This window comes from Streptomyces sp. 2A115, from assembly GCF_052245575.1.
Lineage (GTDB): Bacteria > Actinomycetota > Actinomycetes > Streptomycetales > Streptomycetaceae > Streptomyces.
This window is the reverse complement of sequence record NZ_JBQQCG010000008.1, coordinates 36429-51589: the sequence shown is the minus strand read 5'-3', so window position 1 is coordinate 51589 and position 15161 is coordinate 36429. Positions and strand designations below refer to the sequence as shown.

The window sequence follows — 15161 nt, the reverse complement described above, 5'->3', positions numbered from 1 at the left end:
ACGGTGATGATCTGCGGGCCGGTGGGGGCTGGTCGCTCCCCCACTCGCGGCTGCGCTCGAGCGGGGGGACCCCCATCGCGGCGGAGCCGCACATCGATACAGCCCCGCGCCCCTATGGGGCGCGGCTCGTAAGACCGTCAGAACGCGTCGGCGTGCTCCAGCGCCCACTCCCGGAACGTGCGCGGTGACCGGCCCGTGACCTCCTCGACCGTCGGCAGGACCTGGGACTCGTCCAGGATTCCGTCGGCGAAGAAGCGGAGGAAAGCGGTGGCGTACGGAGCCGGGAAGGCGGCCCCCAGCGCCTCGCGCGTCTCCTCGTCCGTGAGCCCGACGGTACGCAGTTCACGGCCCAGGACCTCGCCGAGGACTGCGACGCGATCGGCGGGCAGCAGGGACTGAGGCCCCGTCAGGGTGTGGATGCTGCCCTCGTGTTCGGGCCCCGGCGAGAGCAGGGCGCGGGCGGCGACCTGGGCGATGTCGTACGGGTCGATGTCCGCCGTGCGGACGCCGGGAAACGGCACGCGTACCTCGTCGCCCTTGCGGATCTGGTCCGCGAGCGACAGCGCGTTGGCCATGAAGCTCACGGGCCGCAGAAAAGTCCAGGCGAGTCCGGACGCGCGCACCCCGTCCTCCGCCGCCCGCAGATAGCTGGTGACCGCGTTGTCGTCGTCGACCTCCGCCGACTTGCCGGAGAGCATCACGACTCGCTCGACACCCGCCGCCCTCGCGTCGGCGAGGATCGCCTGCTGCCCCTCGTACCCCGGCATCAGGAACAGAGCGCGTACTCCGTCGAGCGCGCCCCGCACCGTCTCCGGGCGGTTCAGGTCACCGGCCACCGCCTCGGCGCCCTGCGGTAATCCGGTCGAAGCGCCGGCCCGGCTCAGCGCGCGCACCGGCTCACCCGCGGCGGCCACCGCGCGCACCACTCCGGCCCCCACGTTCCCCGTGGCACCCGTCACCAGAATCATGAGCTCCCCCTCATCGGCCCCGGGCCACGGCGACCGGGGGCACCCGCCCATCCTGCTGTGCGAATCCCCGTCCGACCACCCTCCCGACTCGCTTTGTCCTCTGAGTGGAAGAAGTCGTCGGTAATTCGTGCGCAACTTCTTCCCAGCTTCGGCAGCCGCTGCTACGTTCCCCTCGAAAGCCAACGACGGCGGTGCCGATTAGGCGGGGAGGGGCTCGTGAGACGTATGACGGCGCGACCCGGAAACGCCCATCAGGCACGGCTGCTCAGGCTGTTGCGTGACGGCGGACCCAACTCGCGGGCGCAACTGGGCGATCAGGTCGACCTCTCACGGTCCAAGCTGGCGGTGGAGGTCGAACGGCTCCTGGAGACGGGCCTCGTGGTCGCCGACGGACTCGCCGCCTCGCGCGGTGGCCGCCGCTCCCACAACATCCGTCTCGCTCCGGCCCTGCGTTTCCTCGGCGTCGACATCGGCGCCACGTCGGTCGATGTGGCCGTCACCAACGCGGAGCTGGAGGTTCTCGGCCACATCAACCAGCCCATGGACGTACGCGAGGGCCCGGTCGCGGTCTTCGAGCAAGTCCTGTCCATGGCAGCGAAGTTGAAGGCCTCGGGGCTGGCGGAAGGCTTCGACGGCGCGGGGATCGGGGTCCCCGGACCGGTGCGCTTCCCCGAAGGCGTGCCAGTGGCGCCTCCGATCATGCCGGGCTGGGACGGATTCCCGGTGCGCGAGGCGCTGAGCCAGGACCTCGGCTGCCCCGTCATGGTCGACAACGACGTGAACCTGATGGCGATGGGGGAGCAGCACGCGGGCGTGGCCCGTTCCGTGGGCGACTTCCTCTGCGTCAAGATCGGTACCGGCATCGGCTGCGGGATCGTCGTCGGCGGTGAGGTCTACCGCGGTACGACGGGCAGCGCGGGCGACATCGGACACATCCAGGCCGTGCCCGACGGCCGTCCGTGCGCCTGCGGCAACCGGGGCTGCCTGGAGGCCCACTTCAGCGGCGCGGCACTCGCCCGCGACGCCATGGAAGCCGCCCAGCAGGGGCTTTCCCAAGAACTCGCGGCACGCCTCGAGGCGGCAGGCACCCTGAGTGCCGTCGACGTCGCCACCGCGGCAGCCGCGGGCGACGCCACCGCGCTCGATCTCATCCGTGAGGGCGGCAACCGCACCGGCCAGGTCATCGCCGGACTCGTCAGCTTCTTCAATCCGGGCCTGGTGGTGATCGGCGGTGGGGTGACCGGTATCGGCCACACCCTGCTCGCCGCGATCCGCACTCAGGTCTATCGCCAGTCGCTGCCTCTCGCGACCGGCAATCTGCCCATCGTCCTGGGGGAGTTGGGACCCACCGCCGGAGTCATCGGCGCGGCCCGGCTCATCAGCGACCACCTGTTCTCACCCGCGTAACACCGCTCCGGAGCCGAAACAGCGCCACAGCTCTACACCTCCATAGATATATATCCCTGTAAAGCACCCCCTGATCCGCCCTGCCGCACCACGCCCTGCCCTGAATCCGGCCCGCACGCCGAGGGGAACCGTCATGGCACCTGAACCACCGCTGCTCACCATGTCCGGCATCACCAAGTCGTTCCCCGGAGTCCGGGCCCTCGACGGTGTCGACCTCGACGTCCAGGCCGGCGAAGTGCACTGCCTGCTCGGCCAGAACGGCGCCGGGAAGTCCACCCTCATCAAGGTCCTGGCCGGCGCCCACCAGCCGGACGACGGCACGATCGGCTGGCGCGGCGAGCAGGTCACGCTCCGCTCGCCCATCGCCGCGATGCGCCTGGGCATCGCCACCATCTACCAGGAACTCGACCTGGTCGAAGGCCTGTCGGTGGCCGAGAACGTCTACCTCGGCCATGAACCGACGGCCGCCGGATTCGTCGTACGCGGAAAGGACGCGAAGGCCTCAACAGCCTCCCTTCTCAAGCGACTTGGGCACTCGGAGATCGATCCGGCCCGGCTCGTCGGCGAGTTGTCCGCCGCCCAGCAGCAGATCGTGTCCATGGCACGGGCGCTCTCCCACGACGTACGCCTCATCGTCATGGACGAGCCCTCCGCGGCCCTCGACCCCGACGAGGTCGACAACCTCTTCCGCATCGTCGGTGACCTCACCGCGGACGGCGTCGCCGTCGTCTACATCTCGCACCGCCTGGAGGAGATCCGCCGCATCGGCGACCGGGTGACCGTGCTCAAGGACGGGCGGGCGGTGGCGGGCGGGCTGCCCGCGAAGTCGACGCCGACCCGAGAGGTCGTCGCGCTGATGACGGGGCGGAACGTCGAGTACGTCTTCCCCGACCGCCCGGTGCGCGACGCGCTGCCCGAGCCGGTCCTGGAGGTCAAAGGCCTCGCCCGCGACGGCGAGTTCGCGCCACTCGACCTCACCCTGCGGCCCGGTGAGATCGTCGGCCTCGCGGGACTCGTCGGCTCCGGCCGCTCCGAGATCCTGGAGACCATCTACGGAGCACGCAAGCCGAGCGCGGGCCACGTCCTGGTCGACGGGCGCCGGTTGAGGCCGGGCAGTGTCCGCGCCGCCGTCCGCGCCGGACTCGGACTGGCGCCGGAGGAGCGCAAGGCGCAGGCCCTGCTGATGCTGGAGTCCGTCACCCGGAACGTGTCGGTGTCCTCCATGTCCCGCTTCTCGTACGGGGGTTGGCTCGACCGGAGCGCCGAGCGCGACGCGGCGCGCAAGGCGACGCGCGAGCTGTCGCTGCGCCCCGACAACCCGTCCGCGCTCATCCGCACCCTCTCAGGCGGCAACCAGCAGAAGGCCGTCCTGGCCCGCTGGCTGCTGCGCGGCTGCCGGGTGCTGCTCCTCGACGAACCGACCCGTGGCGTCGACGTCGGCGCCCGCGCCGAGCTGTACGCCGTCATCCGCCGCCTGGCCGACGACGGCCTGGCCGTGCTGATGGTCTCCAGCGAAGTGCCCGAAGTCCTCGGCCTCGCCGACCGCGTCCTGGTGCTCCGCGAGGGCCACATCGTCCACACGGCGCCGGCCCGGGAGCTCGACGAACACCGCGTACTCGACCTCGTGATGGAAGGAAGCCCGGTGGCCACTGAAGGGAGTCCGGCGTCATGACGCAGCCCGTATCGCCGCCCAGGGACGACACCCACAAGGTGTCACCGTCGGCGGAACCCAGCCCGTGGCGGGCGGTCGTGGCCCGCGCCGACGTCCGCACCCTCTCCCTGCTCGGCGTGCTCGCCGTCCTGATCCTCATCGGAGGCATCACCAAGCCCGACGAGTTCCTCGACACCCGCAACCTCCAACTCGTCCTCACCCAGGCCTCGGTGATCGGTGTCGTCACCGTCGGCATGACCTTCGTCATCATCTCCGGAGGCATCGACCTGTCCGTCGGCGCGATCGTCGCGCTCGCCTCGGTGTGGGCGACGACCGTCGCCACCCAGGACTTCGGCTTCGTCGGCATCCTCTTCACGGCGGTGCTCGTGGGCGTCGGCTGCGGCCTCGTCAACGGGGTGCTGATCGCGTACGGCGCCATCGTGCCGTTCATCGCGACACTCGCCATGCTCGCCTCGGCCCGCGGTCTCGCCCTGCAGATCACCGACGGCAACACCCAGGTCGTCACCGTCGACGGCATCCTCGACCTCGGGGAGCGCGACTCCTACGTCCTCGGCATTCCGCCGCTCGTCATGGTGTTCGCGGTCGTGACGATCATCGGCTGGCTCGTGCTCAACCGCACCACCTTCGGGCGGCGCACGGTCGCCGTCGGCGGCAACGCGGAGGCGGCCCGGCTCGCCGGCATCGACGTACGCCGCCAGCGGCTGTACCTCTACCTGCTCTCCGGGCTGTGCTGCGGCATCGCGGCATTCCTGCTGATCATCCTGTCCGGCTCGGGCCAGAACACCAACGGCAACCTGTACGAACTCGACGCCATCGCCGCCGCGATCATCGGCGGCACCCTGCTCACCGGGGGACGCGGCACCATCGTCGGCTCGGTGCTCGGCGTCCTGATCTTCACCACGATCACCAACATCTTCGCCCTGAACAACCTGCAGAGCGACGTCCAGCAGATCGCCAAGGGCGCGATCATCGTCGCCGCCGTGCTCGTCCAGCGCCGTACCGCAAGCACGACTTGAGGAAAGGGTTCACCGCCATGCCAGAGCTCACGAGCCGCAGAGGACTGCTCTTCGGGACCGCCGCCGTCGGGGCCGGTGTCCTCCTCACAGGTTGCACCAGCAATGAATCCGACGACGAGCCGGCCTCGAACGACCAGCCGGCCGCCGACGACAAGCCCGGCAAGCAGGTCACCATCGGCTTCGCGGGCCCGCAGGCCGACCACGGCTGGCTCAACGCGATCAACGACAACGCCAAGAACCGCGCCAAGAAGTACAAGGACGTGACGCTGGAGATCACCGAGGGCTCCAACGACACCGCCGCGCAGATCGGCCAGATCGAGACGCTGATCAACAAGAAGGTCGACGTCCTGGTGGTGCTGCCGGCCGACGGCAAGGCGCTCACCCAGGTCGGCCTGCAGGCGATGCGCGCGGGCATCCCCGTCGTCAACCTCGACCGGATCTTCAACTCCCCGCAGGCGTACCGCTGCTGGATCGGCGGCGACAACTACGGCATGGGCCTCAACGCCGGCCACTACATCGGCGAGAAGCTCAAGGACAAGAAGAACGCCCGGGTCATCGAACTCGCCGGACTCGACAACCTGGAGCTCACCCAGCAGCGCACGCAGGGCTTCGACGCGGCCCTCAAGAACTACCCGAACATCAAGAAGGTCGCCCGGCAGGCCGCCGACTTCACCGTCGAGTCGGGACAGGCCAAGATGTCCCAACTCCTGCAGGCCCAGTCGAACTTCGACGCCCTGTGGAACCACGACGACGACCAGGGAGTCGGCGCCCTGCGCGCCATCGAGCAGGCCGGACGCGACGACTTCCTGATGGTCGGCGGAGCCGGTGCGCTGTCCGCCATGCAGGCCATCGAGTCGGACAACAGCGTCCTCAAGGCCACCGTCCTCTACCCGCCCACCATGGCCGCGTCCGCGATCGACCTCGCCCGCGCCCTCGGCCAGGGCAAGGGCGTCGGCGGCCTCGCCGAGTTCGAGATCCCGGCGTCCCTGACGCTCTACTCGGCGGTCGTCGACAAGGAGAACGTCGAGCAGTACATGCCCACCGGCTTCAAGTGATGCGTGCCGCTCCCAGGGCCTGCCCGCGGGTCAGGCCCTACCCCCCACACCGCGCCACGACGACGAGGAGGACCTCCGCATGGGACAGCCGCACCAGGGCGACGAGGCAGGCAAGCGCCCGCTGGGCGTGGGCATGGTCGGATACGCGTTCATGGGCGCCGCCCACTCCCAGGGCTGGCGCACCGTGGGCCGCGTCTTCGACCTGCCACGCCGACCGGTCCTCGCCGCCGTCTGCGGCCGTGACGGACAGGCCGTACGGGCCGCGGCCGACCGGCTCGGCTGGGCGGCCGCCGAGACCGACTGGCGGGCCCTGATCGCCCGCGACGATGTCGATCTCGTCGACATCTGCACACCCGGCGACAGCCACGCCGAGATCGCCCTCGCCGCGCTGGCCGCGGGCAAGCACGTGCTGTGCGAGAAGCCCCTCGCCAACACGGTCGAGGAGGCCGCGGCGATGACCGAGGCCGCCGAAGCCGCAGCCAAGCGCGGCCAGGTGTCGATGGTCGGCTTCAACTACCGCCGCCTGCCCGCCACTTCGCTCGCCCGGAAGATGGTCGCCGAGGGTCGCCTCGGCACCCTGCGGCATGTACGGGTGACGTACCTTCAGGACTGGCTGGTGGACCCCGAGTTCCCGCTTACCTGGCGGCTGCGCAAGGAGGCGGCCGGCTCGGGCGCCCTCGGCGACCTGGGCGCGCACATCGTCGACCTCGCCCAGTACCTGGCGGGCGAGCAGGTGGTGGGGGTGTCGGCGCTCACCGAGACCTTCGTACGGGAGAGGCCGCTGCTCACCGGCGCGTCCAGCGGTCTCTCGGCGGCCGGCGGCAGCGACTCCGGGGCCGTCACGGTCGACGACGCCGCCCTGTTCACCGGCCGGTTCGCCTCCGGCGCCCTCGCCTCCTTCGAGGCCACCCGGTACGCCACCGGCCGCAAGAACTCCCTGCGCATCGAACTCAACGGTGAACACGGCTCCTTGGCCTTCGACCTGGAGCGCCTCAACGAGCTCTCGTACCACGACGGCCGGGAACCCGGTACGCACGCGGGCTTCCGCCGCATCCTCGTCACCGAACCCGACCACCCCTACCTGGAGGCCTGGTGGCCGCCCGGTCACGGCCTCGGCTACGAGCACACCTTCGTCCATCAGGCCCGCGACCTGGTGCACGCCGTCGCGGACGGCCGGCAGCCCCTGCCCTCCTTCGCCGACGGTCTCCAGGTACAGCGCGTCCTCGCGGCGGTCGAGGAGAGCGCCGAGAAGAACTCCGCCTACACCCCCGCCGCCAGCTGAGGAGGGCCAGTCCCATGCCGCGCAACTTCACGCTCTTCACCGGCCAGTGGGCCGACCTCCCCCTGGAAGAGGTCTGCCGACTCGCCCGCGACTTCGGCTACGACGGGCTCGAACTCGCCTGCTGGGGCGACCACTTCGAGGTCGACAAGGCCCTCGCGGACTCCACATACCTCGACTCCCGACGCGAGCTGCTCGACAAGTACGGCCTCAAGTGCTGGGCGATCTCCAACCACCTGGTCGGCCAGGCCGTCTGCGACGCCATCATCGACGAACGCCACCAGGCGATCCTGCCGGCCCGCATCTGGGGTGACGGCGAGGCGGAGGGCGTACGGCAGCGGGCGGCGGCCGAGATCGCCGACACCGCGCGTGCCGCGGCCGCCTTCGGAGTCGACACCGTCATCGGCTTCACGGGCTCCGCGATCTGGCACCTGGTCGCGATGTTCCCGCCCGCTCCCGAGTCGATGATCGAGCGCGGCTACGACGACTTCGCCATGCGCTGGAACCCCATCCTCGACGTCTTCGACACCGAGGGCGTGCGGTTCGCGCACGAGGTCCACCCCAGCGAGATCGCGTACGACTACTGGACAACTCAGCGCGCCCTTGAGGCAGTTGACCACCGTCCGGCCTTCGGGCTGAACTTCGATCCCTCGCACTTCGTCTGGCAGGACCTCGACCCGGTCGGCTTCCTGTGGGACTTCCGCGACCGGATCTACCACGTCGACTGCAAGGAAGCGCGCAAGCGCCTCGACGGCCGCAACGGACGCCTCGGCTCGCACCTCCCGTGGGGCGACCCGCGCCGCGGCTGGGACTTCGTGTCCGCGGGCCACGGCGACGTCCCCTGGGAGGACGTGTTCCGGATGCTGCGCTCCATCGACTACAAGGGCCCCATCTCGGTCGAGTGGGAGGACGCGGGCATGGACCGCCTCCAGGGCGCACCCGAGGCACTCACCCGACTGAAGGCGTACGACTTCGAGCCGCCGTCGGCGTCCTTCGACGCCGCGTTCGGCGGCAACGACTAGCCACCCTCCTCGCAGAGTCTCCGGGGTGACGGCGCACCCCGGCGTAACGCACCCGCATGTACAACTGGCCCCATTCTGGAGGCAACCCGTGCACGCGAACGACCCCACCAGCACCAACAGAACCGAGAGTCACAGACGACGCCCGAGACTCCGACTCCGCAAGGCGCTCGCTCTGCTGACCGGAGCGCTCCTCGCGGGCGCGTCGCTCACCCTCGCCACACCGCCGGCGGGCGCCGCTGACGCCGCCCCGGGCGCCGCGCCCGCCGCGGCACCGGCCGCCGAGGACTTCCAGCAGGTCACCCTCGCCAAGGGCGAACCCGAGACCGGTGAGCCCATGTCGCTGGCCGTCCTCCCGGACCGCTCGGTCCTGCACACCTCTCGCGACGGCGAACTGCGCGTCACCGACGCCGCCGGCAACACGAAACTCGCGGGCAAGCTCGACGTCTACTCGCACGACGAGGAAGGCCTGCAGGGTGTCGGCATCGACCCCGGCTTCGCCGACAACCGCTTCATCTACCTCTACTACGCCCCGCCGCTGGACACCCCGGCGGGCGACGCCCCCGAGACTGGCACCGCGGCCGACTTCGCGCCCTTCGACGGCGTCAACCGGCTCTCCCGCTTCGTCCTGAAGGCGGACGGCACCCTCGACAACGCCAGCGAGAAGAAGATCCTCGACGTCCCGGCCACCCGCGGCATCTGCTGCCACGTCGGCGGCGACATCGACTTCGACGCGCAAGGGAACCTCTACCTGTCGACCGGTGACGACTCCAACCCGTTCCAGTCGGACGGCTACACGCCCATCGACGAGCGCGCCAACCGCAACCCCGTCTTCGACGCCCAGCGCACCTCGGGCAACACCAACGACCTGCGCGGCAAGATCCTGCGCATCAAGGTGAACGCCGACGGCTCGTACTCGGTCCCGGACGGCAACCTCTTCGCGCCCGGCACGGACAAGACGAAGCCCGAGATCTACGCGATGGGCTTCCGCAACCCGTTCCGCTTCAGCGTCGACAAGGCGACCGGCATCCTGTACGTGGGTGACTACGGGCCGGACGCCGGCGCCGCCAGCGCCACGCGCGGCCCCGCCGGCCAGGTCGAGTTCGCCCGCGTCACCAAGCCCGGCAACTTCGGCTGGCCGTACTGCACCGGTGACAACGACGCCTACATCGACTACGACTTCGCGACCGGCACCTCAGGCTCCGCCTTCGACTGCGCCGCCCCGAAGAACACCTCGCCCAACAACACCGGCCTGACGGATCTGCCGCCGGCCGAGACCGCCTGGATTCCGTACGACGGCGCGTCCGTCCCGGAGTTCGGCGACGGTTCCGAGTCCCCGATGGGCGGACCGGTCTACCACTACGACGCGGCGCTCGACTCGCCGGTCAAGTTCCCCGAGGCGTACGACGGTGACTTCTTCGCCGGGGAGTTCGGCCGACGCTGGATCAAGCGGATCTCGTCGGACGACAGCGGCACCGTGCAGTCCATCAGCGACGTGCCGTGGACCGGCACGCAGATCATGGACATGGAGTTCGGACCGGACGGTGCGCTGTACGTCCTCGACTACGGCATCTCGTGGTTCGGCGGCGACGAGTACTCGGGTCTGTACCGGATCGAGAACGCGACCGACGGCCACTCGCCCGTGCCGCAGGCCGCGGCCGACCGTACGTCGGGACAGGCGCCGCTGCGAGTGAAGTTCTCCTCCGCGGGCACGACGGACGCCGACGGTGACGCCCTCACGTACAGCTGGGACTTCGGCGACGGCGGTAAGTCGACCTCGGCGAACCCCACGTACAAGTACAAGAAGAACGGCACCTACACGGCGACGCTGACGGCCAAGGACACCACCGGACGCACGGGCAGCGCGAGTGTGCGGATCGTCGTCGGGAACACCGCGCCGAAGGTGACGCTGGAACTCCCGGGCGACGGGCAGCTGTTCAGCTTCGGTGACGCCATCCCGTTCAAGGTGAAGGTGACGGACCCGGAGGACGGCGCGATCGACTGCGCGAAGGTGAAGGTCACCTTCGTTCTCGGCCACGACAGCCACGGCCACCCGGTGACCTCGGCGAACGGCTGCTCCGGCACCATCCAGACCAGTGCCGACGGCGGCCACGACGAGGACGCCAACATCTTCGGTGTCCTCGACGCGGAGTACACCGACGGCGGAGGCGGCGGCCAGGAGGCGCTCACCACGCACGACCAGAGTGTCGTCCAGCCCAAGCACCGGCAGGCCGAGCACTACGGCAAGTCCCAGGGCGTCTCGATCATCACGAAGACCACCGCACACGGCGGCAAGACCGTCGGTGACGTCAACAACGGCGACTGGATCTCCTTCGAGCCGTATGTCCTGAGCAACGCCAAGAAGATCACCGCCCGGATCGCCTCCGGCGGCACCGGCGGCAAGCTCGAGATCCGCGCGGGCTCGCCCACCGGCCGTCTGCTCGGCAGCGCGACCGTCCCGGTCACCGGCGGCTGGGACACCTTCCAGGACGTCAGCGCCGATCTGAAAGGTGCGCCGCGCGGCACGACCACCCTCTACCTCGTCTTCAAGGGGAGCGGGACCGGGGCGCTGTACGACGTGGACGACTTCACCTTCACGACTCGCTGAGGGAGGTGTGCGATGAGATCAACTGGCCGAACGGTGACCGCTGTTGTCGGCGCCGCCCTGCTCATCGGGTGTGTGTCGGGACCCGCGGCCTCGAAGGGGTCCGCTGAATCCTCGGGATCGGCTGAGTCCTCTGGATCGGCTGAATCGTCCAAAGGGGAGCGGGTCCTGGTGTTCTCCAAGACCGCCGGGTTCCGGCACGACTCCATCCCCGAGGGGATCGCCGCGGTGAAGGAACTGGGCACCGCGGGCGGATTCGCGGTGGACGCGACCGAGGACGGAGCCGCCTTCACCTCGCGCAACCTGGCCCGGTACGACGCCGTGGTGTTCCTCTCCACGACGGGAGACGTGCTCAACGACGCCCAGCAGCGGGCGTTCGAGGGCTACATCAAGCGCGGCGGCGGTTACGTGGGCATCCACGCGGCCGCCGACACCGAGTACGACTGGGAGTTCTACGGCGGCCTCGCCGGCGCGTACTTCCAGTCGCACCCGGCGATCCAGCCGGCGCGGATCGAGGTCGAGGACCGGGCACACCCGGCCACCTCACACCTCGAGGAGTCCTGGAACCGTACGGACGAGTGGTACAACTACCGCTCCAATCCCCGGGACCGGGCCCATGTCCTGGCCTCGCTCGACGAGTCGTCGTACAGCGGCGGCACGATGAGCGGCGACCATCCGATCGCCTGGTGCCAGGAGTACCGGGGCGGCCGCGCCTTCTACACCGGCAGCGGTCACACCAAGGAGTCGTTCGCCGACCCCGCCTTCCGGCAGCACCTGCTGGGCGGGATCAGCTGGGCGACCGGTGCGGCGCAGGCCGACTGCCGGCCGGAGAACGGGTACACGCCGCTCTTCGACGGGACGGCCGAGTCGTTGTCGGACTGGAAGCAGGCGGGGCCGGGTTCGTTCTCGCTCTCGGACGACGGAACGCTCACGTCGTCCGGTGGCCTGGGCATGCTCTGGTACGCCGCAGGCGCCGACGACGCAGATGACGGCGGTGGCTTCGGCTCGTACTCGTTGAAGCTCGACTGGAAGATGGCGAGCGCCTCCGGTGACGACAACTCCGGTGTGTTCGTGGGCTTCCCGGCCTCCGACGACCCGTGGTCGGCCGTCAACAACGGGTACGAGATCCAGATCGACGCCACGGACGCGGCAGACCGCACGACCGGGTCCGTGTACAGCTTCCAGTCCGCCGACATCAAGAAGCGCGACCGTGCGCTGAACCCGCCGGGGGAGTGGAACACGTACGAGATCCGCGTGGAGGGCGAACGGCTCCGCGTCTGGCTCAACGGCGTGAAGATCAACGATTTCACCAACACCGATCCGGCGCGGAGCCTGCGCGACGGCCATGTCGGCATCCAGAACCACGGGGCCGACGACCAGGTGTCCTTCCGTGACATCCGGATCAAGGAACTGCCGGCGCGAGCGGCCGCGCAGGGCGATTGAGCGACGGCGGGCGGGGGACGCCGGACCTCCGCCCGCCGTCTTATCCCTTTCCGTCTTGTCCCTTTCTGGCTTGTCTCTCTACTTCTCTCTACTTCTCTGTCCCTTCCTTCTGTCTCTTTCTGTCTTGTCCCTTTTGGCTCGCGTACGACAAGGAGGCTGCCCATGTCCGCGTCCCCTTCTGCGCCCCGGGTGGGGGTGTGGCTGATCGGAGCCCGCGGCTCTGTCGCCACCACGGCCGTCGCGGGCTGCGCCGCGGTGACCGCCGGGCTGCACCCGCCGACGGGCATGGTCACCGAGACCTCTGCTTTTGCCGACTGCGGCCTGCCCCCGCTGTCCTCTCTCGTCTTCGGCGGCCATGACGTGGTGGACTGCCCGCTGCCGAAGCGGGCGGAGTCGCTGGCCGCCGGTGGAGTCCTGCCGCCCGGTCTGCCCTCGGCGGTGAACGCCGAACTGGCCGCCGCCGACCGGGAGATCATGCTCGGCGGTCCCCGGCCCGGCGACGCACGAGGCGAAGACGAACTGGTCGAGGCCCTGGCCTCCGACATACGCGACTTCATCCGCCGGAGCGGTCTGGCCCGGGCGGTCGTGGTGAACGTGGCATCCACGGAACCCGTGCCCGCCGGCGCGCTCCTCCCGGCCAGCTCCCTGTACGCGGCGGCCGCGCTGCGGGCCGACTGCCCGTACGTCAACTTCACCCCGTCCACGGGTCTGCACCACCCGGCGCTCGCGTCAGCGGCCGCGTCGTCCGGGCTGCCGTACGCGGGGCGTGACGGCAAGACCGGCCAGACGCTGCTGCGGTCGGTCCTCGGCCCGATGTTCGCGCAGCGCGCCCTGGCGGTCCGGGCATGGTCCGGTACGAACCTGCTGGGCGGCGGCGACGGCGCGGCCCTCGCGGACCCGGGGGCGGCGGCCGCGAAGAACGCCGGCAAGGAACGCGTCCTCGCCGACACCCTCGGCACGGTCCCAGAGGGCGAGGTCCACATTGACGACGTACCGACGCTCGGCGACTGGAAGACGGCCTGGGACCACATCGCCTTCGACGGCTTCCTCGGCACGCGGATGGTCCTGCAGACGACCTGGCAGGGCTGCGACTCTTCCCTTGCGGCGCCGCTGATCCTGGACCTGGCGCGGCTGGTGGCCCGCGCCCACGAGGTGGGCCTGTCGGGTCCCCTGAGCGAACTGGGCTTCTACTTCAAGGACCCGGTGGGGGAGGGGCCTGCGGCTCTGGGCGAGCAGTACGTGGAGCTGGTGGGGTTCGCGGGGCGGTTGCGGCAGGGATCTGGGGAGCCGGACACGCGGGGGATTTCGGGAGAGCGGCGATGAGGGGGCCGCGAGGTCTTCTGGGGTTCCGGGGTCTGCGGGGTTTGAGAGACCTGAGGGGTCTGAGGGACGTGAGGGCTCTGAGGGGTCTGAGGGGGCGAACGGCAGCGGACGGCGACCGTCTCGCCGCACCGGGCCGTCTTGCTGCACCGGGCCAGAATTCCGCACCGGGCCAGCTTTCCGCGCCGGGCCAGAATTCCGCGCCGGATCAGCTTTCCGCACCGAATGAGAAGGACGTGGGTCAGACATCGCGTGAGGAGAGCCCGGGACCGCGCGAAGTGAAGTCGGGGCCGAACCCCTGGGTGGAACTGCTCCGCCTCCCCGCCCTTTTCACGGTCCCCGGCGACGCACTCGCGGGAGCCGCCGCGGCCGGGGCACGCCCGACCCACCGCACCCTGCTGGCCATCGCCTCCTCCCTCTGCCTGTACGAGGCGGGCATGGCCCTCAACGACTGGGCCGACCGCACGGAGGACGCCGTGGACCGCCCACACCGCCCCCTGCCCTCGGGCCGTATCAAACCGCCCGCGGCTCTGGCAGCGGCCGGAGGCCTGACGGCGGCGGGCCTGGCCCTGGCGTCCCGAGCGGGCCGACGACCATTCGCGGTCGCCGGCGCACTGGCCGCCACGGTCTGGTCGTACGACCTGATCCTCAAGCGCACGCCCGCGGGCCCTCTCGCGATGGCCACAGCCCGCGCCCTGGACCTCCTCCTCGGGGCTGCGGTCACCAACGGTGATACCCGTAGGGCATTACCCTCCGCCCTGACCCTGGGCACCCACACCCTGGCCATCACCACCGTCTCCCGCCACGAAACCCAGGGGGGCTCCCCCTGGGCCCCGTTGACGGCACTGGCAACGACGACGGCACTGACCTGGGCGATCACACACGCTGACCAGGCACGGGACCAAGCGCACCACCCGCTGACCGCCCGGCCGGAGACCCACGCCGCAACACCGGCTCACCGGCCGGCCACTCGCGCCACCACGCCGACTCCCCACCGGGAGGCAGGCGCCGCCGCGCCGAGTCCTCAACGGGGGGCAGGCGCCGCCGCGCCGAGTCCTCAACGGGGGGCAGGCGCCGCCGCGCCGAGTCCTCAACGGGGGGCAGGCGCCGCCGCGCCGAGTCCTCACCGGGAGGCAGGCGCCACGACGCCGACTTCCAGCTCCGAGGCGCGCGTGCCCACGTGGGTTCCGGGAACCACGGCCCGCGCCTCTGCGCAGAGGTCCGCGGCCGCTGCCCTCGCCTCCACGCCGACCTTCAGGCCTGGCACCCGCGCTGTCATGGTGACGCCCAGGTCCGAGGCCCGCGTCGCACGGAGAGGTCCCGTGTCCCATCGACTCCTGGCATCGCGGCCCCCCGCAACCGCCCCCGCAACTGTCC

10 protein-coding genes and 1 pseudogene are annotated in these 15161 nt (G+C 70.4%); 10 read left to right on the top strand and 1 reads right to left on the bottom strand.

Annotated elements, in window-relative coordinates; translation table 11 throughout:
• Nucleotides 1–137 precede the first annotated feature (137 nt).
• Nucleotides 138–968: an NAD(P)H-binding protein gene (locus ACTWQR_RS09780; protein ID WP_443226550.1), complete on the bottom strand. Its 831-nt coding sequence runs from the start codon at nucleotides 966–968 to the stop codon at nucleotides 138–140.
• Between the two features lie 225 nt (nucleotides 969–1193).
• Here ACTWQR_RS09780 and ACTWQR_RS09775 point away from each other — a divergent pair, with 225 nt between their 5' ends.
• The 10 genes and pseudogenes from ACTWQR_RS09775 to ACTWQR_RS09730 all read left to right on the top strand — a co-directional run.
• The gene (locus ACTWQR_RS09775) at nucleotides 1194–2375 is read left to right on the top strand and encodes an ROK family protein (protein ID WP_443226682.1); all 1182 of its coding nucleotides are present in this window, start codon (nucleotides 1194–1196) and stop codon (nucleotides 2373–2375) included.
• 133 nt (nucleotides 2376–2508) lie between these two features.
• Complete coding sequence (locus tag ACTWQR_RS09770; protein WP_443226549.1) at nucleotides 2509–4047, top strand: sugar ABC transporter ATP-binding protein; 1539 nt, start codon at nucleotides 2509–2511, stop codon at nucleotides 4045–4047.
• A complete protein-coding gene (locus ACTWQR_RS09765) occupies nucleotides 4044–5063 on the top strand; it encodes an ABC transporter permease (RefSeq protein ID WP_443226548.1) in 1020 nt (339 codons plus the stop codon). Before ACTWQR_RS09770 ends, ACTWQR_RS09765 begins: the two co-directional genes overlap by 4 nt.
• Nucleotides 5064–5080: 17 nt before the next feature.
• Nucleotides 5081–6118 carry a substrate-binding domain-containing protein gene (locus ACTWQR_RS09760; RefSeq protein WP_443226547.1) on the top strand — a complete coding sequence of 346 codons (1038 nt, stop codon included), beginning with the start codon at nucleotides 5081–5083 and terminating at the stop codon, nucleotides 6116–6118.
• 79 nt (nucleotides 6119–6197) lie between these two features.
• Nucleotides 6198–7400, top strand: coding sequence for a Gfo/Idh/MocA family protein (locus ACTWQR_RS09755; protein WP_443226546.1), 1203 nt, complete (start codon nucleotides 6198–6200; stop codon nucleotides 7398–7400).
• A gap of 14 nt (nucleotides 7401–7414) precedes the next feature.
• Complete coding sequence (locus ACTWQR_RS09750) at nucleotides 7415–8419, top strand: sugar phosphate isomerase/epimerase family protein (protein ID WP_443226545.1); 1005 nt, start codon at nucleotides 7415–7417, stop codon at nucleotides 8417–8419.
• A gap of 88 nt (nucleotides 8420–8507) precedes the next feature.
• A complete protein-coding gene (locus ACTWQR_RS09745) occupies nucleotides 8508–11024 on the top strand; it encodes a PQQ-dependent sugar dehydrogenase (protein WP_443226544.1) in 2517 nt (838 codons plus the stop codon).
• Between the two features lie 12 nt (nucleotides 11025–11036).
• The gene (locus ACTWQR_RS09740) at nucleotides 11037–12464 is read left to right on the top strand and encodes a ThuA domain-containing protein (RefSeq protein ID WP_443226543.1); all 1428 of its coding nucleotides are present in this window, start codon (nucleotides 11037–11039) and stop codon (nucleotides 12462–12464) included.
• A 162-nt stretch (nucleotides 12465–12626) separates the two neighbouring features.
• A complete protein-coding gene (locus tag ACTWQR_RS09735) occupies nucleotides 12627–13787 on the top strand; it encodes an inositol-3-phosphate synthase (protein WP_443226542.1) in 1161 nt (386 codons plus the stop codon).
• A 275-nt stretch (nucleotides 13788–14062) separates the two neighbouring features.
• Nucleotides 14063–14866, top strand: a pseudogene (locus ACTWQR_RS09730) (SCO3242 family prenyltransferase); the annotation flags it as partial.
• Nucleotides 14867–15161 lie beyond the last annotated feature (295 nt).

Coding starts and splice junctions, on each gene's coding strand:
- ACTWQR_RS09740 (WP_443226543.1), top strand. CDS start 11,037: ATGAGATCAACTGGCCGAACGGTGACCGCTGTTGTCGGCGCCGCCCTG.
- ACTWQR_RS09775 (WP_443226682.1), top strand. CDS start 1,194: ATGACGGCGCGACCCGGAAACGCCCATCAGGCACGGCTGCTCAGGCTG.
- ACTWQR_RS09770 (WP_443226549.1), top strand. CDS start 2,509: ATGGCACCTGAACCACCGCTGCTCACCATGTCCGGCATCACCAAGTCG.
- ACTWQR_RS09760 (WP_443226547.1), top strand. CDS start 5,081: ATGCCAGAGCTCACGAGCCGCAGAGGACTGCTCTTCGGGACCGCCGCC.
- ACTWQR_RS09750 (WP_443226545.1), top strand. CDS start 7,415: ATGCCGCGCAACTTCACGCTCTTCACCGGCCAGTGGGCCGACCTCCCC.
- ACTWQR_RS09755 (WP_443226546.1), top strand. CDS start 6,198: ATGGGACAGCCGCACCAGGGCGACGAGGCAGGCAAGCGCCCGCTGGGC.
- ACTWQR_RS09735 (WP_443226542.1), top strand. CDS start 12,627: ATGTCCGCGTCCCCTTCTGCGCCCCGGGTGGGGGTGTGGCTGATCGGA.
- ACTWQR_RS09765 (WP_443226548.1), top strand. CDS start 4,044: ATGACGCAGCCCGTATCGCCGCCCAGGGACGACACCCACAAGGTGTCA.
- ACTWQR_RS09780 (WP_443226550.1), bottom strand. CDS start 968: ATGATTCTGGTGACGGGTGCCACGGGGAACGTGGGGGCCGGAGTGGTG.